Origin of the sequence: Nocardia sp. NPDC059236 (assembly GCF_042754085.1) — a bacterium.
Taxonomy (GTDB): domain Bacteria; phylum Actinomycetota; class Actinomycetes; order Mycobacteriales; family Mycobacteriaceae; genus Nocardia.
Map to the genome: position 1 here is coordinate 517,043 of NZ_JBHZAF010000001.1, position 17,255 is coordinate 534,297.

14 protein-coding genes are annotated in these 17,255 nt (G+C 69.8%); 11 read left to right on the plus strand and 3 right to left on the minus strand.

The window, feature by feature from the left end:
* The first annotated feature begins 1 nt into the window (after position 1).
* The 3 genes from ACFXIV_RS02615 (at position 2) to ACFXIV_RS02625 (ending at position 3,979) form a co-directional block, all read left to right on the plus strand.
* The gene (locus ACFXIV_RS02615; protein ID WP_379395095.1) at positions 2–1,720 is read left to right on the plus strand and encodes an ABC transporter substrate-binding protein; all 1,719 of its coding nucleotides are present in this window, start codon (positions 2–4) and stop codon (positions 1,718–1,720) included.
* A gap of 37 nt (positions 1,721–1,757) precedes the next feature.
* On the plus strand, positions 1,758–2,330 hold the full coding sequence (locus tag ACFXIV_RS02620) for an adenine phosphoribosyltransferase (RefSeq protein WP_379395093.1): 573 nt from the start codon (positions 1,758–1,760) through the stop codon (positions 2,328–2,330).
* A gap of 434 nt (positions 2,331–2,764) precedes the next feature.
* Complete coding sequence (locus ACFXIV_RS02625; RefSeq protein WP_379395091.1) at positions 2,765–3,979, plus strand: PucR family transcriptional regulator; 1,215 nt, start codon at positions 2,765–2,767, stop codon at positions 3,977–3,979.
* On the opposite strand, the gene ACFXIV_RS02630 is transcribed toward ACFXIV_RS02625, so the two are convergent.
* Entirely contained in the window at positions 3,976–4,263 is a 288-nt protein-coding gene (locus ACFXIV_RS02630) for a hypothetical protein (protein ID WP_379395089.1), read from the minus strand. The two genes, ACFXIV_RS02625 and ACFXIV_RS02630, sit on opposite strands and share 4 nt — an antisense overlap.
* Before the next feature lie 138 nt (positions 4,264–4,401).
* Here ACFXIV_RS02630 and ACFXIV_RS02635 point away from each other — a divergent pair, with 138 nt between their 5' ends.
* The 5 genes from ACFXIV_RS02635 (at position 4,402) to ACFXIV_RS02655 (ending at position 12,518) form a co-directional block, all read left to right on the plus strand.
* The gene (locus ACFXIV_RS02635) at positions 4,402–6,381 is read left to right on the plus strand and encodes a peptidoglycan DD-metalloendopeptidase family protein (protein WP_379395087.1); all 1,980 of its coding nucleotides are present in this window, start codon (positions 4,402–4,404) and stop codon (positions 6,379–6,381) included.
* A 44-nt stretch (positions 6,382–6,425) separates the two neighbouring features.
* Positions 6,426–6,905: an RrF2 family transcriptional regulator gene (locus ACFXIV_RS02640; protein ID WP_379395085.1), complete on the plus strand. Its 480-nt coding sequence runs from the start codon at positions 6,426–6,428 to the stop codon at positions 6,903–6,905.
* A 66-nt stretch (positions 6,906–6,971) separates the two neighbouring features.
* Positions 6,972–8,177: an MFS transporter gene (locus ACFXIV_RS02645; RefSeq protein WP_379395083.1), complete on the plus strand. Its 1,206-nt coding sequence runs from the start codon at positions 6,972–6,974 to the stop codon at positions 8,175–8,177.
* 172 nt (positions 8,178–8,349) lie between these two features.
* The gene (locus tag ACFXIV_RS02650; protein ID WP_379395081.1) at positions 8,350–9,948 is read left to right on the plus strand and encodes an ABC-F family ATP-binding cassette domain-containing protein; all 1,599 of its coding nucleotides are present in this window, start codon (positions 8,350–8,352) and stop codon (positions 9,946–9,948) included.
* Positions 9,949–10,157: 209 nt separating this feature from the next.
* Positions 10,158–12,518 carry a RelA/SpoT family protein gene (locus ACFXIV_RS02655; RefSeq protein ID WP_379395079.1) on the plus strand — a complete coding sequence of 787 codons (2,361 nt, stop codon included), beginning with the start codon at positions 10,158–10,160 and terminating at the stop codon, positions 12,516–12,518.
* 37 nt (positions 12,519–12,555) lie between these two features.
* Here ACFXIV_RS02655 and ACFXIV_RS02660 read toward each other — a convergent pair whose 3' ends face one another.
* On the minus strand, positions 12,556–13,422 hold the full coding sequence (locus tag ACFXIV_RS02660; protein WP_379395077.1) for a dimethylarginine dimethylaminohydrolase family protein: 867 nt from the start codon (positions 13,420–13,422) through the stop codon (positions 12,556–12,558).
* 369 nt (positions 13,423–13,791) lie between these two features.
* Here ACFXIV_RS02660 and ACFXIV_RS02665 point away from each other — a divergent pair, with 369 nt between their 5' ends.
* The 3 genes from ACFXIV_RS02665 to ACFXIV_RS02675 all read left to right on the plus strand — a co-directional run bounded on the left by ACFXIV_RS02665 (position 13,792) and on the right by ACFXIV_RS02675 (position 16,047).
* Positions 13,792–14,697, plus strand: a complete 906-nt coding sequence (locus ACFXIV_RS02665) for a patatin-like phospholipase family protein (RefSeq protein ID WP_379395075.1) — start codon at positions 13,792–13,794, stop codon at positions 14,695–14,697.
* A 90-nt stretch (positions 14,698–14,787) separates the two neighbouring features.
* On the plus strand, positions 14,788–15,096 hold the full coding sequence (locus ACFXIV_RS02670; RefSeq protein WP_379386956.1) for a pyrimidine/purine nucleoside phosphorylase: 309 nt from the start codon (positions 14,788–14,790) through the stop codon (positions 15,094–15,096).
* A 78-nt stretch (positions 15,097–15,174) separates the two neighbouring features.
* Positions 15,175–16,047, plus strand: a complete 873-nt coding sequence (locus ACFXIV_RS02675; protein ID WP_379395073.1) for an LLM class flavin-dependent oxidoreductase — start codon at positions 15,175–15,177, stop codon at positions 16,045–16,047.
* 25 nt (positions 16,048–16,072) lie between these two features.
* Here the strand turns inward: ACFXIV_RS02675 and ACFXIV_RS02680 are convergent, their stop codons facing one another.
* A complete protein-coding gene (locus ACFXIV_RS02680) occupies positions 16,073–17,221 on the minus strand; it encodes an epoxide hydrolase family protein (protein ID WP_379395071.1) in 1,149 nt (382 codons plus the stop codon).
* Between the last annotated feature and the right edge of the window lie 34 nt (positions 17,222–17,255).

Here is a 17,255-nt window from a genome sequence, read left to right on the forward strand (position 1 = left end):
CGTGAAGCAAGACCACAGGGTTGTGCGCCGGACCGCCGTCGCGCTGGTGGCGGGTGCCCTCGCCGCCGGCGCGCTGGCCGGGTGCTCCAGCAAGAATCAGGTGCCCTCGATCGGGTACGGCGTGGACGCGGTCGTCGCCAGCTACAACGGCGGCAGCACGCTGGGCGCGAACAGCGGTGCGGCCGCGGTGTTCTCGCGGGTGCTGACCGGGTTCTTCTATACCGGCCCGGACGGGCAGCCGGTGGCCGACACCGACACCGGCACCGCCAAGGAGGTCCCGGGCGACGCGCAGACCATCCAGTACCGCCTCGCCCCGGAGGGCGTCTACTCCGATGGCGTGGCGACCTCCTGCGATGACCTGGTGCTGACCTGGGCCGCGCGCAGCGGACGATTCACCAAGGCCGGTCCGGGCGGGCCGGCGCCGCTGTTCGACGCCGCGAGCACCGACGGCTACCGCGATATCGAGCGGGTGGACTGCCAGCCCGGATCCAAGGACGCCACCGTGGTGTTCCGGCCGGGCAAGCACTATTCGGCGTGGAAGACGCTGTTCAATGCCACCGAGCTGATGCCCGCGCACGTGATCGCCGCGCAGGTGAAGATCCCGAGTGTGGTGACGCCGGTGCAGACCGGGGATCAACCCACCCTCGAGCGCATCGCCGACTTCTGGAACAACGGCTGGAAGCTCGCCCCGGGCAAGGTGGACCTGACGCTGCTGCCGTCCTCGGGGCCGTACCGGATCGACTCGTTCGGTGACAAGGACGGTCTGGTGCTGGTCAAGAACGAGAAGTGGTGGGGCAATCAGCCCCGGACGCCGCGGATCGTGGTGTGGGACCGGCACTCCGACCTGAAGTCGAAGGTGTCGGACAAGTCGATCGGCGTGCTCGATGTGGGCGCCGGGTCGCTGGGCGATGTGAACCTGGGCGGATTCCACAAGCAGAATCTGCCGGGCCGCGGGGTCGAGCAGCTGGTGCTGAGCACCGGCGGGATGTTCGGATCGGCGGATGCGCGCCGGGCGTTCGCGCTGTGCGTGCCGCGGCAGGCGCTGTTCGACAAGTTCGGGCACCCGGGCTACGACGTCAAGCTGGGGCTGGGCGCGGGCCTGCAGAATTCCCGGACGGTGCAACAGGATTCGGTGTACTACTCGGCGATCTCGGGTGCGGGTGAGAAGTACAGGGGCGGTGACGCCACCGCCACCCAGGCCGCGGCGACCTCGGGTGTCCAGAACCAGACCGTGCGTATCGGCTACGTCAAGCCGGACGAGCGGCGCGCGGCCACGGTGACCGCCATCGCCGACGCCTGCAAGGCCGCGGGCATCACCGTGGTCGATGCGGGCGCACCGGATTTCACCGCGTCGCAGCTCACCGACGGCAAGGTGGACGCCATCCTGGGCGGCACCGCCGGCATGCCGGGCCCGTCGGGTTCGCTGACCGGCACCGACGCCACCGCGTCGCTGCGCACCGGCGCGGGGCTGAATTTCGGCCGGTTCGGCAACGGCCGCTACGATGCCATCGCGGATCAGCTTGCGGCCGAGGACAACTCGGGCACCGTGCTGAACCTGCTGACCGAGCAGGAGAACCTGCTCTGGAGCGAGATGCCGTCGGTTCCACTGTTCGCCGCCCCCCGCACCATCGGGTTCGGTGACGGTATGGAGAACGGCATCGCCAGTCCCACCGAGGCGGGAGCGGGCTGGAACATGGATCGCTGGGTGCTGAAACGGTGAGAGCCGTGGTGGCGTGGTGAATGAGGAGTGGGTGCGGATGAGCAAACACGAGATGCTGGAGACGGCCGAGGTGGCAGGGGAGCGGGCGGCCCGCGCGGAGGCCGCGGTGCGGCAGTTGACCCGCTGGCGTGACGACTTCCCGACGCCGGGAGTGCGTTTCGCGGATCTGTCCCCGGTGTTCGCCGATTCCGAGGGCTTCCGCGCGGTGCTGGACTGCTTGGCGGCCTGCGCCCCCGACGCCGACCTGGTGGCGGGTGTCGACGCGCGCGGCTTCCTGCTGGGCGCGGGCGTGGCCGCCACGCTGGGCACCGGCGTGATCGCGGTCCGCAAGGCGGGCAAGCTGCCGCCGCCGGTCATCTCGCGCGAGTACACCCTCGAATACGGTTCGGCGGCACTGGAGATCCCGGCCGACGGCATCGATCTGAAGGGCCGCAAGGTCCTGCTGCTCGACGACGTGCTCGCCACCGGCGGCACTCTCGCCGCTGCGGCCGAGCTGTTCGCCGCCGCCGGGGCCGAGGTGGTAGCGGCGGCAGTCGTGCTGGAGCTCGGCTTCCTCAAAGGCCGTGAACGCCAGGGTGATTACCCGCTGACCTCCATCGTCGAGCTATGACCGGTCACCTCCCCGCCCCGATGGCCTGACCGATCACGGCTTGTACGGCGGTGGGGAGGATCTCCCCGAGGGTCTGCCAGAACCGGGGTTCGGCCATGACGAGAACCGGATCGGTGATGGTGCAGCCCTCGGGGGCCGGAACGCCGTCGAGACGATCGCGCAGCCAGCGGAACGCGCCGGGCAGCTGGCCGGCGACACCCCCACAGCGCCGTCGGTGTCTCGGCGCCGGACAGCTGCGCGGGGTCGAAGCTCTCGGCGGCGCGGATACCGTCCAGCAAAACCGTCCCAGACAAATGGTCGCGGTCTCTGTGCACGGGCTCAGGGTTGATCGGCCGGATTTGGTGGAATGACAGGCCGGTCCGGCGGTGGCGGCTATTCGCCCTGCTGGATTCATTTGCCCCGCGAAGGGATTCGGTCGCGGCAACAATGTACCGGTGAGTAACCCACCCGAGGATCAGGCCGCGTTCGCGGAATTCCTGGCGACCCACCTGTCCGAGGCCGCGCGGGAGATCCTGGCGGCGGTGGTGCGCAGCGTCCCGGACTACGAGCAGTTGCCACGGGATCTGCTGGAGCGGGACGTGATCCATCGTGCCGAGGACAATCTGCGGCTGTTCGCGCGACTGCTGGGGGAGGGGCGCGAACCCCAGGCGGACGATCTGGACGACATGATCGCGGTCGCCGTGCGGCGGGCGCGCGAAGGCATCCCCCTGGACGCGGTGCTGGCGGTGTATCACCAAGGGGCGCTGGCGGCCTGGAACTTCCTCACCGCGCAGGCGGGGACGGAACATGAGCGGGAGGAATTACTGCGGGCCGTGCCGCAGTTGCTGCGGTACCTGGGCGTCGTCATTCCGGGCGTCGCCGGGTCCTATCTGCGTGAGCGACAGGACCTGCACTGGGAGCAGCGGGAAGCCAAACGCGCTCTGGCACAGGCATTGTTGCAGGGCAGACCGGCCGAACTGCTGGCCGATCGATTCGGGATCGCACTCGGCGGCTATCACGTGCTGGCGCTGCGCACCGCCGGCACGGCCGCCCCGGTGGGCGATGCGCGGCCCGCTGCAGGGGACGGCGCGCGGCCCGCCATGCGCGTGATCCACGGGGAGGTCGACGCGCTGTCACCGCTGGCGCTGACCGTGCTGGATCGGGCCGGGGGCTGGGTGCTGGTGCCGGCGAGCGAACCGGCCGCCCGCGTCGATGCCGCGGTCGCCCGGATCGCCGCCGCCGCGGGTGGCCGGGTGATAGCCGGGACAGCCACCGCGGCAACGGTTTCCGAGATTCCCGGGCGCGCCGAGGAGGCCGCGGAGATCGCCCGGCTCGCCCTCGGACTGGGACGGCCGACCGGTGTATACCGGATGGCCGACCTCGCCCTGCAGTACCAGTTCGCCCGTCCCGGCCCCGCCCGCGCCTGGTTGCTCGGCCTGCTCGCGCCCCTGGCCGAGCATCAGCACCTGATGGCGGCCCTGCGTGCGTATCTGGCCTGCGACCACAATCGCGTCGCGGCCGCCGGGTCGCTGGTCGTGCACCGGAACACCCTGAACTACCGCCTGAACCGCATCGCCGCCCTTACCGGATACGATCCCGGCCGCTCCGAGCACACACCTCTGTTCGCCGCGGCTCTCACCGCGTTCGATCTGTCGGCCGCCGGCCTCTAGCGGGCAATGACCCGGGCGACGAAACCGGTGACCACCAGCCAGAAGACCGCGGCCAGGCCGTAATTCAGGATGGTGTCGACGTTCGGGCTGCCGGTGTGGAACAGCCCCGGGAAGAACAATGCGAGAGGTTCGGCGAGCCCCTTGATGAAGACGAAGAACTTGTTGGCCTGATCCGCGTTGAGGATCAGCATCAGGATGTAGACGCCCTCGACGAGGGCGAACAACGCGCCGACGCCGCTGATGATGCGAGCGGCGTGGACTTCATTGCGGGCGACGTACGGCATATCAGGGGGATGCCCGCTGTATGCCTGTTGAAACAGACACGCAGCTCCGTTCGAAACAGACCCGCAGCTCCGTGAAACCGCGTGTCCGCCATGGCATGATGTCCGGGTGATCACCGCGGCGGCCGGGAGCGTTCGGGCGTGAAGCCCAAAGTCCTCGTAGGTGGGGCGGTCGCCCTGGTGCTGGGTCTGCTGACCCTCGTCCTCGTCATCATCCTGCCCGCCAGCGAGACCAGTTGCGGCCCGGGCACACCCAGCGTTCCGGCCGTCACCTCGGCCCGCACCGAACCCAACTGCCCCACCACCGGTTCCCCCGTCGAGGCCGGTCTGCAGGAGGGTGCGCTGCGCGTGCTGCGCTGTACGGTGGCCCACTTCGGCATGATGGACATGCGCGGCATCGTGAACGACGACTCCGTTCCGGACCTGAAGGCCGGGCGTTCGGTGGAATTCATCGTCGGCGCGGACTCGGGCAAGGGTGACGCCATCGTCTCGTTCCTGCAGCAGAACGCCGCCGCCTTCCGGGTCGACTACCTGATCTGGAAGCAGCGCAGCTGGACTCCGGGCGCGGCCGCCGGCACCGAGTGGAGCCCGCTCGGCGACCGCGGCGACGTCGCCCGCAATCACCTGGACCGGGTCCAGGTCACCATCAAGGCCGCCGACCCCAGCTCCACCGAGCTCGCGCCGGCCAATGCCTCCATGGCGGCGGCGCCCGGCACGGTGAACGAGGCGGGCAGCCTCACCGGGGCCGGACGGCACCAATATCCGCTCGCCGCAGGCACATTCACCGTCAGCGACGTGTTCGGCGCGCGCGGCGGCACCCATATGGGCGTCGACCTGGCGGCCCCCGCGGGCACGCCGATCTACGCCGCCGCCGACGGGCTGGTGGTGGCCGCGGGCGCGGCGTCCGGCTTCGGCGACTGGGTGGTCATCGACTCCCTCGACGGCAGCGGCCGCCGGTACTCCACCGTGTACGGGCACATGTACCAGAACGGCATCTTCGTGCACATCGGCGACGTCGTGCAGATGGGTCAGCACATCGCCGACGTCGGCAACAATGGCGAATCCTCCGGCCCGCACCTGCATTTCGAGCTGGTGCCGGGCGGGCGGCTGACCGGCGGGCACCAGGTCGACCCCATGCCGTGGCTGGCCGGCGGCACCATTCCCGCACCCAGTACGCCCTACTGCGAGAACGGATTCGGCACGCCGGGCGGCAATCTCGCCTCCGGGAAGGTGCCGCCCGAACTCGAGATCTGGTACCGCCGCGCGGGCTCGCTGTGCCCGGAGATCGGCGCCTCGCTGCTGGCCGCCCAGGGCCAGGCCGAATCCGGGTTCCGCACCGACGCGGTGTCCCCGGACGGCGCGCAGGGCATCGCCCAGTTCATGCCCGGCACCGCCAAGGCCCTCGCACCCGACGGACAGCCGTACGTCATCGACGCCGACGGCAAAGGCTATGCCAGCGTGCTGGATCCGGCCGACGCCATCATCGGGCAGGGGCGCTACATGTGCGCCATCGCCAAGACCATCGAGGGCTGGATGTCGGAGGGCAAGGTCTCCGGCGACCTGACCGCGCTCACCATCGCCGCCTACAACGCCGGTGAGGGCGCGGTGCTCGCCTCCGGCGGCATGCCCAACCAGATCTCCCGGCACTACACCGAGACCCGGCCCTACGTGGCGCGGATCCTGGCCGCCGAGCCCGGATTCCGCAGCCTCGGCAGCGAGGGCCGGTTCCAAGCGGACCCGAACGCCGATCTGGGAGCGCAGATCGTGGCGGCGGGACAGCAATGGGTCGGCACCCCTTACGTTTTCGGCGGCGGCGGCCCGGGCGGGCCCAGCGACGGCGGGTTCGACCAGGCGGGCTTCACCGCGGCCGCGGTGTTCGCCGCCAGCGGCAGCACCATCAGCCTGCCGCGCACGGCCGAACAGCAGTGGGAACAGGGCGTGGAGGTCCAGCTGCTCAATGCCAAGCCCGGCGATCTGGTGTTCGGGTCCTTCGGCCCGCGCGGGCCCACGGATGTCGGCGTCTACACCGGCAGCGGCCGCATGCTACACGCCGAATCCGGCGGCAAGGTGACCGAGGTGCCGCTCTCGAACGGCATGAAGGCCCGCCGCATCAGCCGCTGAATCGGGGTTGGCCCGGGGATCCGGGACATGTATTATCCCTATTCATGATGATGGGTGAAGGCGTCGAATGGGGACTGCACTGCTGCACCGTGCTGGCCTGGCTCGACGATCACGCGCCGATCGCCACCGCCCGCCTGGCCGAGATCTTCGAGTTGCCGCCCGAATACCTGAAGAAGCGGCTGCAGCCGCTGGTGCGCGAGGGAATCCTCGACTCCACGCCCGGCGCGCGCGGGGGCTACCGGCTGGCGCGCACTCCCGAGCGCATCACGCTCATGGACGTGGTATCCGCGGTCGAGGGACGCACGGAAGCCTTCCGCTGCACCGAGATTCGCCGCCGCGGGGCCGGAGCCACCCGGGCGGGTTCGGAATTCGCCAAACCGTGCGGCATCGCCCGGGCCATGGGGCGCGCCGAGCTGGCCTGGCGGCGCGAGCTGGCCGCGCAGACCGTGGCCGACCTGATGGCCGCCGCCCCGGCCAATGCCTCGGCCCACACACGCAGCTTCTATGAACATGTGACCGCCTGAGCGGTCGCGCCGCTCGCCAGAAACCGACCCGGCCCCGCGCCGGGTTTTTTCGGAAGGAGATTCGGGATGGCTAATATCCCGGTTACTGCCCGGCTGTCGACGGCCGAGGCCACCGCCGCGCCGAACGAGTTGCGGCGCACCCTGATCCTGGCGCTGGGCACCTTCGCCGTCGGCACCGACTCGTTCATCCTGGCCGGGTTCCTGCCGGACCTGGCCGGATCGCTGGGGGTGTCCACGGCGGCCGCGGGCGCGGCGGTGACGGTGTTCGCGGCGGCCTATGCGCTGGGATCGCCGGTGCTGGCCACGATGACCGCGCGGCTGCCGCGCCGGGCGCTGCTGGTGTCGGCGCTGCTGGTGCTCGCGCTGGCGAATCTGGGATCGGCTCTCGCGCCCACGTTCACGATCCTGCTGGCCAGCCGGATCCTGGCCGCGCTGGGAGCGGCGGCCTTCACGCCCAATGCGGGCGCGGTGGCCGCGGCGCTGGTGCCGCCGCAGGCGCGCGGGCGGGCGCTGGCGGTGGTGGTCGGCGGGCTGACCATCGCGACCGCGCTGGGTGTGCCGCTGGGTGATCTGCTGGGGCACTGGCTGGGCTGGCGGTCGGCGCTGACCGGGGTCGCGATCGGGTGCCTGCTGGCGGCGGCCGGTGTCGCGGCGTGGGTGCCCGCGCTGCCCGGCAATCCCGCGGTCCCGCTGGCGAAACGGCTGGCGGTGCTGCGCAATCGGTCGGTCGCGGCCGTGCTGCCGCTGACGGTGCTGGGCATGGGGGCGGCGTATGTCGTGTACGCGTATGCCGTTTCGGCATTGGGGGCCTTGGGAATCGGGGCCGCCACGACCGCGTGGATGCTGATGCTGTACGGCGTCGGCGCGGTGGCGGGCAACCTGTCGTCCGGTTACGCCACCGACCGCTTCGGCGCCACCCGGGTGCTGACCGCCGGATACACGGTGATGGCGGCGACCCTGGCGATCATGGGTGTGCTGGCGGCGACCGACACCCGTGTTCCCGCGCTGGTCGGGCTGCTGGCCCTGGGCTGGGGTGCGGCCAGCTGGTGCCAGACGCCGGCGCAGCAGCACCGGCTCATCGCGGCCGCGCCGCAGGAGTCCGGGCTGGTGGTGGCGTTGAACGCCTCCTGCATCTACATCGGCATCGGCGCGGGGACCGCGCTCGGCGGCATCACCCTGGGGCACGGCGCGACGGTCATGTACGGCCTGGCCGCCCTGCTGGCCGTGATCGCGCTCGGCTACCTGCGGTGCACCGCGCGAGCCGCGCGCTGACCGGCGGTGAGACTCGGCTCACGAAATACGTTCTTGCCCGGGCTCGTTGATCTCGGTTACCGTAGTCGAGTTCTTTTCCCGTCCGATCGGAGACATGCCGTTGCTCTTCTGAGGTGATCGCCGAGTGGCCCGCAATCGCGCGCCGCATTCGCTCACTCTCGGGGAGGCCCGCATGTCAATGCCCGTTATTTCCATTTCCGATCTCACCTTCGCGTGGCCGGACGGTACCGGAGTCTTCGACGGTCTCGATGCCCAGCTCGGACCCGGTCACCTCGGCCTGGTCGGCAGCAATGGCGCGGGGAAGTCCACCCTCTTCCGCCTGATCACCGGCGAACTGCGCCCCGCGCGCGGTTCGGTGAGCATTCCGGGGCGGTTCGGGTACCTGCGTCAGGACCTCGGATTGGCCGCGGGGCAGCGGGTCGACGCGGTGCTCGGGCTGGCCGGGATCCGGAAAGCCCTGCACCGCATCGAATCCGGATCCGGCACCGACGCCGACTTCGAAACCGTGGGCACCGCCTGGGATATCGAGGAACGCGCCGTGGCACTGCTCGGACGGCTCGGATTGCATTACGTCGCAGGCGATGTCGCGCAGCTGGACCGGCGGCTCGACACCCTCTCCGGCGGTGAGACCGTACTGCTGGGCCTGGTCGCCGAGCTGCTGCGCGAACCCGACGTCCTGCTGCTGGACGAACCGACCAACAACCTCGATCAGGTGGCGCGGCAACGCCTCTACGAGGTCGTCGGCCAGTTCCCCGGCACCGTGCTCACCGTCAGCCACGACCGCGAACTGCTCGACCGCGTGGACGCCGTCGCCGAGCTGCGGCAGGGCGAGATCCGGCTCTTCGGCGGCAATTTCAGCGAGTACGAGCGGATCATCGAGCTCGAGCAGGACGCCGCCCGCGCGGCGATCCGGGAGGCCCGCAGCGATGTCCGCAAGCAGGCGCGCGAACTCGTCGAGGCCCGCATCAAACTCGACCGGCGGCAACGCTACGGGCAGAAGATGTGGGACCAGAAGCGCGAACCCAAGATCGTCATGGGGGAGCGCAAACGCCAGGCCCAGGTCTCGGCGGGCAAGCTGCGCAACAACCACATCGGCAAGGTCGAGGAGGCCAAGGATCATCTGACCGACATGCAGGACCGGCTGCGCGACGACCGCGAGATCCGCGTCGACCTGCCCGGCACCCGGCTCTACCCGGGCCAGGACGTGCTCGAGCTGACCGAGGTGCGGCTCCCGTGCGGGCCGACAGTGACGCTGAAAGTCAGTGGCCCCGAACGCATCGCGCTCACCGGTCGCAACGGCATCGGCAAAACCACGCTGCTGCACCGCATCCGGGAGGAGTCGCCCAGGGTGCCCTGGCGCATGCTACCGCAGCGCCTGGACGTCTTCGACGAATCCAGGTCGGTGTTCGAGAACGTGGCGGCCACCGCGCCGCACGCCTCGGCCGAACAGATCCGGGCCCAGCTGGCCCGGTTCCTGTTCCGCGGCACCGACGCCGATGTCGCGGCCGGCGCGCTCTCGGGCGGTGAGCGGTTGCGCGCGGCCCTGGCCATGCTGCTGCTGGCCGAACCCGCGCCCAAACTGCTGCTGCTCGACGAGCCGACCAACAACCTGGACCTGCCCAGCCTCGCCCACCTCACCGAGGCGCTGGCGAGCTTCCAAGGCGCACTGTTCGTGGTCAGTCACGACCCGCGGTTCCTCACCGAGATCGGGGTGACGCGGCGGCTGGAACTGACCCCGGAGGGCCTGGTCGAGAGCACGGGCGAACAATGAGCAGGGAGGCCCGGCCGACACCGGAACAATCCGGGTCCCATGCGGGCGCGAAACCGAGCCCCGACCGGGTATCGTTCATCGCTCCGGAGCTGTTCGGACCGGCGGCGACCGCTGTCCGGTCGGGATCCGATTCCAGGACTAAAGTGGATGATCTGGGTGGTTGAACGGTCCGATATGGTTTTCCGATCGAGGCCGCGAGCGGAGGTGGCATGACACAGCATCTGGAGCAGGCGAACTCGGGGCAATCGCCCGAGGGTGAGTCCGCCACCCCAGCGGCCAACGGGCAGTCCGCCGCTCGCAACACCACCGCCGTTCCCACCTCCGCATCACGCCGCGTCCGCGCGCGCCTGGCGCGCCGGATGACCGGGCAGCGCGGCATCGCCGCCGTCAAGCCGGTGCTCGAGCCCCTCGCCAGCGTGCACCGGGAGCTGTACCCGAAGGCGAATCTCGCTCTGCTGCAACGGGCTTTCGATGTCGCCGACGAGAAGCACGCCCACCAGTTCCGCAAGTCCGGCGACCCGTACATCACGCACCCGCTGGCCGTGGCCAACATCCTGGCCGAGCTGGGCATGGACACCACCACGCTGGTGGCCGCGCTGTTGCACGACACCGTCGAGGACACCGGGTACTCGCTCGACGAGCTGACCGCCGAATTCGGCACCGAGGTCGCCCATCTGGTCGACGGTGTCACCAAGCTGGACAAGGTCAACCTGGGCGCGGCCGCCGAGGCCGAGACCATCCGCAAGATGATCATCGCCATGGCCCGCGACCCCCGCGTGCTGGTGATCAAGGTCGCCGACCGGCTGCACAACATGCGCACCATGCGCTTCCTGCCGCCGGAGAAGCAGGCCAAGAAGGCCCGCGAGACCCTCGAGGTGATAGCGCCGCTGGCGCACCGCCTCGGTATGGCCACCGTCAAGTGGGAGCTGGAGGACCTCGCCTTCGCGATCCTGCACCCCAAGAAGTACGACGAGATCGTGCGGCTGGTCGCCGACCGCGCGCCATCACGTGACACCTACCTGGCCAAGGTGCGCGCCGAGATCGTGAACACCCTGGCGTCGAGCCGGATCAATGCCGTGGTCGAGGGCCGTCCGAAGCACTACTGGTCGATCTATCAGAAGATGATCGTCAAGGGTAAGGACTTCGACGACATCCACGACCTGGTCGGCATCCGCATCCTCTGCGACGAGGTGCGCGACTGCTACGCCGCGGTCGGCGTCGTGCACTCGCTGTGGCAGCCCATGGCCGGGCGGTTCAAGGACTACATCGCCCAGCCGCGCTACGGCGTCTACCAGTCGCTGCACACCACCGTGGTCGGCCCCGACGGCAAGCCCCTGGAGGTGCAGATCCGCACCCAGGACATGCACCGGACCGCCGAGTTCGGAATCGCCGCGCACTGGCGGTACAAGGAGACCAAGGGCAAGCACTCCAACGACTCCACCGAAGTCGACGACATGGCGTGGATGCGTCAGCTGCTCGACTGGCAGCGGGAGGCGGCCGACCCGGCCGAGTTCCTGGAGTCGCTGCGCTTCGACCTCAAATCGCCCGAGATCTTCGTGTTCACGCCCAAGGGTGACGTGATCACCCTGCCGCAGAAGTCCACCCCGGTGGACTTCGCCTATGCCGTGCACACCGAGGTCGGCCACCGCTGCATCGGCGCGCGCGTCAACGGGCGGCTGGTCGCGCTGGAACGGCAGCTGGAGAACGGTGAGGTCGTCGAGATCTTCACCTCCAAGGCCCAGAACGCCGGGCCCTCCCGGGACTGGCAGAACTTCGTGGTGTCCCCGCGCGCCAAGGCCAAGATCCGGCAGTGGTTCGCCAAGGAACGCCGCGAGGAGGCCCTCGAGGCGGGCAAGGACGCCATCAGCAAGGAGGTCCGGCGCTCGGGCCTGCCGCTGCAGCGCCTGATGAGCGTCGACGCCATGAGCGCGCTCGCCCACGAGCTGCACTACACCGACATCTCGGCGCTGTACGCGGCCGTCGGCGAGAACCAGGTGTCCGCGCACCACGTGGTGCAGCGGCTCATGGCCCAGCTCGGCGGCGTCAGCGATGTCGAGAACGAACTGGCCGAGCGGTCCACCCCGTCCACCGTGCCGGCGCGTCAGCGCACCACAGGCGATGCGGGCGTGGAGATTCCGGGCGCGCCCGGGACGGTCTCCAAGCTGGCCAAGTGCTGCACCCCGGTGCCCGGCGACGAGATCATGGGCTTCGTGACCCGCGGCGGCGCGGTCAGCGTGCACCGCACCGACTGCACCAACGCCGATTCGCTGCGCTCGGAACCGGAACGGATCATCGAGGTCAAGTGGGCGCCGTCGCCGTCGTCGGTGTTCCTGGTGGCCATCCAGATCGAGGCCCTGGACCGCACCCGCCTGCTGTCGGACGTGACCAAGGTGCTGGCCGACGAGAAGGTCAACATCCTCTCGGCCGCGGTCACCACCTCCGGTGACCGGGTCGCCATCTCCAAGTTCACCTTCGAGATGGGCGACCCCAAGCACCTCGGCCACCTGCTCAACGTGGTCCGCAATGTGGAAGGCGTCTACGACGTCTACCGCGTGACCTCGGCCGCCTGATCCCGTCCCGTCCCGGCGAAAGCCGGTGGGGGACAGGTCAGTCCGCGCGCAGCACCGGCTGGGTGGAGCAGCGGAACGCGCCGCCGAACAGCCGCGACACCGCGAAGTCGATGTACTCGACGGTGATGCCGCGGCCCTCGAGCTCCTTGCCGACCCGCTCGAATTCCGGGTCGGTGAGGTAGGTTCCGGCGTCGATGGGCAGGCCGTTGGTGGCCATGGCCGCGGCCTCGTCCTCGCTCACCTCGATGCGCTCCCAGTCGCGCAGCCGCTCGGGCAGGCCCTCGGGGAGGCGGTCGGGGCAGGCGATGAGCAGTCCCTCGCGCACCAGGCCGATCGCGCAATCCAGGTGCAGCACATGCTCGGGCAGGCGGACGGGCGTGACGGTGAAGCCGTGTGGCCGCAGGTATTTCGCGAGCCAGCGGTAGCCGAGCTCATTGCTGGCCATGCCGGACAGACCGACGAAGACGTCGGTACCAAGCACCAGGACGTCACCGCCCTCGAGGAACGGGCCGGGTCCCGGGTGGCCGACCGCGGCCTTACCGGGCTGGAGCAGCGAAACGTATTGCGCCGCAGACGGCATCACCCGGTCCAGCAGCAGGTCGCGGCTGGGCAGCACCTCCATGCGCCGGTGCGGGAACTGGAGCACGCCCTCGATCACGTGCTCGCCGATGGTGAACCACGGGTCGCGGACGAAGAAGTTGGCGTATCCCATCGGGCCGGCCGTGGCCTTCTCGTCCGCGGTGAACAGCCGGGGCCGCAGTACTTCGACGCCGTGGCGGGTGAGCACGGCGGCGAGCTCGTCCCGCTCGGCCTCCCACCGGCGCTGCTTGTCCGGATACACCGCGCCGAAGTCCCGACCCCACACCGCGTCCAGGATGCCCACCGCGCCTGGTTCCACCGGCATCGAGTGCCCGAGTATCTCGGCATTTGCTGGAGCCCGGAATTCGCTCTGCGAAACCACCACTGTCCGCAGCCGTGCGAATTCGCTGTCCACACGAACGTTCTGAGTTTCAGCAAGCATGGGATGACACGATAGCGCCTGAATGCCCGCTCGGATTCGTCGGATTCAGCTCGCACGACTTGTGGAATTATCAGTGTGACCGGCTGGTCTTCTAGTGGCGGTTGTCAACTTCCGGAGTTGCGGCAATCGGATGGAGACCCAAGTTGGAGCGGATCGTTACCTCCACGGTGGCTACTGACCGAGCTGGTGGCGACCGAGCTCTACCATGGTTTGCGATTCGATTGCTGGTTCTCGGTCGGGTAGGAGATTCATATGTCGACGGGCAAGCGCGTCAAACTCGCCCTGGGTAGTGGCGGCGCACGCGGATACGCGCACATCGGTGTGATCGCCGAACTCCAGGAGCGCGGCTACGAGATCGTCGGCGTGGCCGGATCGTCGATGGGGGCACTCGTCGGCGGGCTGTTCGCCGCCGGGCGGCTCGACGAATTCACCTCCTGGGCAACCACTCTCGGCCAGTTCGAGGTGGCGCGGCTGCTGGATCCGGCATTCAGCGAACCGGGCGTGATCCGCGCGAGCAAGGTCCTCGACCGGATCCGCGAGATGCTCGGCGCCCTGCGCATCGAGGACCTGCCCATCCCGTATGTCGCGGTGGCCACCGATATGACGACCGGCCGGTCCACCTGGTTCCAGGCCGGTGAACTCGATGCCGCCATCCGGGCCTCGATCGCCATTCCCGGATTCATCACCCCGGTGCTCGTCGACGGGCACGTGCTGGTGGACGGCGGCGTGCTCGATCCGCTGCCGGTGGTGGCGACCATGGCGCTGGGCCCCGCGGACATGACCATCGGCGTCGACCTCTCGGGTGCGCCGGACCCGGCCTACGACCGCGCGCAACCGCGCACGAACTGGTTCACCCAGTGGTGGCGGGCCTCGGCGCAGCGGCTCGGCGGGGCGCGCACCCCGGCCGAGGAGGTGCCGGCGCTGAGCAGCATCCGCGCCACCGATGTCGCCCAGCGGGCCATCGATCTCATGCTGGCCGCCCTCACCCGCCAGCAACTGGCCGCCCACCCACCGGACCTGGTGATCGAGGTGCCGCAGAACATCTGCGGCACCATGGATTTCCATCGCGCCAGCCCGATCATCGAGCAGGGGCGGGCGTTGACGGCTCAGGCTCTCGACGCCCTGCCCGACCCAGCCCTCGACGCCCTGCCCGACTGAACGATTGCCCGGCGGTCGCGGGTACGATCGGCGCGAACCGGACCGGCCCGCGCGGCCGGTCGTCACCCGTAGGAAGGGCCCCGTATCAGCATGAAGTTCGAGAATGTCACCGTCACCAAGCGCGCCAATGTCTACTTCGATGGCAAGTGTGTGAGCCACAACATCGAACTGGCCGACGGCACCAGCAAGTCGATCGGTGTCATCCTCCCCGCCACCCTGACCTTCAACACGGGTGCGCCGGAGATCATGGAGCTGCTCGAGGGCCAGTGCAACGTCACCCTCGCCGGTGAGTCCGAGGCTGTCACCTACAAGGGCGGCGAGTCGTTCTCCGTGCCGGGCAACTCCAGCTTCCAGATCGAGGTCATCGAGCCGGTCCACTACGTCTGCCACTTCGGCTGAGTTCCGAACCCTGGTGGCCCGGTCGCGAATGTGACCGGGCCACAGCTATTTCCGGCTCCGGCGTGGTACGCATGGGGTATGACGACCCTGGGAGTGGTGTTCCGGCCGCAGCAACCGCCCGAGCGGCTGCGGGACGTGGTGCGAGCGGCGGACGAGTCGGGACTCGACGAGCTGTGGCTGTGGGAGGACTGCTTCCTGGAGGGCGGGATCGCCACGGCCGCAGCGGCGCTCGCGTGGAGTGAACGGGTGCGGGTCGGGGTGGGGGTGCTGCCGGTGCCGCTGCGCAATGTCGCGGTCACCGCGATGGAGCTGGCGACGCTGGAGCGGATGTTCCCCGGGCGGGGGATCTGGGGTGTGGGACACGGGGTTCAGGACTGGATGGGGCAGGTGGGGGAGCGGGTCGCCTCGCCGATCACCCTGCTGCGCGAATACCTCGACGCACTGCGGGCGCTGCTGGCCGGGCAGCGAATCACGGTGCAGGGCAGGTATGTCCGGCTCGACGACGTCGCGCTGGACTGGCCGCCCGCCGCCGCACCGCCGATCCTGGCCGCCGCGACCGGGCCGCGGACGCTGAGTGTGGTGGGGGAAGCCGCCGACGGGGTGATCCTCACCAGCTCCACCCCCGCCGACGGGATTCGCACGGCCGCCGGGATCGTGCGGGCCGCGCGGCCCGAAGCGCTTGCGGCGCAGCCGTATCCGATCGTCGTGTACCTGCTGGCGGCGACCGGTCCCGATGCCGCGGAGCGGGTGGCCGCGGACCTGCGCGGGCAGGACCGCGACGGTATCCCGGATATCGGTGTCGCGGGAGATGCTCGGGCCATTGCCGACGCCGTGCTCCGCTGGGTCGAGGCCGGTGCTACCAGCGTGGTTCTGCAGCCCACCGGCGACGAACCGGACCCGGCCGGCTTCGTCCGCTTCGCCGCCGAGCAGGTCAGGCCCCTCGTTTCCTGATGCAGCCGAAGGCTTTCCGCACGGTCTAGCGCAGGTCGCGGAAGAACTCACGGATGTCGCCGACCAGCAGTTCGGGTTCCTCCATGGCCGCGAAATGCCCGCCGCGATCCACGTCGACCCAGCGGGTGATGGTGTTGGACTCCTCGCAGTAGCGGCGGATGCAGACGTCGTGCGCGAACGCGATGACACCGGTCGGCACACCGGAGTTCACGCCGGGCGCACCCCATTCCCCGGTGTTCGCGTACCCGACGTACGCGGCCGACCCGGCGGTGCCGGTGAGCCAGTAGAGCATGACGGTGGTGAGCAGGCGCTCGCGGTCGATGATCTTGTCGGGATCGACGCCGCGCGGGTGCGTCCACTCGCGGAACTTGTCCATGATCCAGGCCAGCTGGCCGACCGGCGAATCCACCAGCCCGTACGCCAGGGCCTGGGGTCGCGTGGACTGAATCGCGACGTAGCCGAACTCCTCTCGCATGAAGGCCTGGATGCGCCGCACCCGGTCCCGCTCCAGGTCGGTGAGCTCGTCGAGATCGTTCGCGGCCGAGGGCGGGGGCAGGTTGGGGCCGCCGTTGACGTGGACGCCGATCACCCGGTCCGGTGCCGTGCGGGCCACCTCGGGGCTGACCGCGCCGCCGATATCGCCGCCCTGCACGCCGTAGCGCTGATAGCCGAGCCGGTTCATGAGTTCCGCCCACACCCGGCCGATGCGGGCCCGCGTCCAGCCGGTGTCGCTGACCGGACCCGAGAACCCGAACCCGGGCAGGGACGGAATGACCAGGTGGAAGGCGTCGGCCGGGTCGCCGCCATGGGCGCGCGGATCGGTCAGCGGGCCGATGACGTCGAGGAAGTCGGCGATCGAACCGGGCCAGCCGTGGGTGAGCAGCAGCGGCACCGCATCCGGTTCGGCGGAGCGGATGTGCAGGAAGTGGATGCGCTGTCCCTCGATCTCGGTGAGGAACTGCGGGTACCGATTGAGCTCGGCTTCGGCGGCGCGCCAGTCGTATCCGGTGCGCCAGTGGTCGACCAGCGCGCGCAGCCAGTGCACCGGCACGCCGGTGTCCCAGTCGTCGCCGGGCAGCGGGGCGGGCAGGCGCGCGGCGTCCAGTCGCCGGCGCAGGTCGTCGAGCTGCTCGGCGGGGATGTCGATGCGGAAGGGCGTGATCTGTTCGCTCATGAGAACCACGGTAGAAGGCGGTTAGGACAGGTTC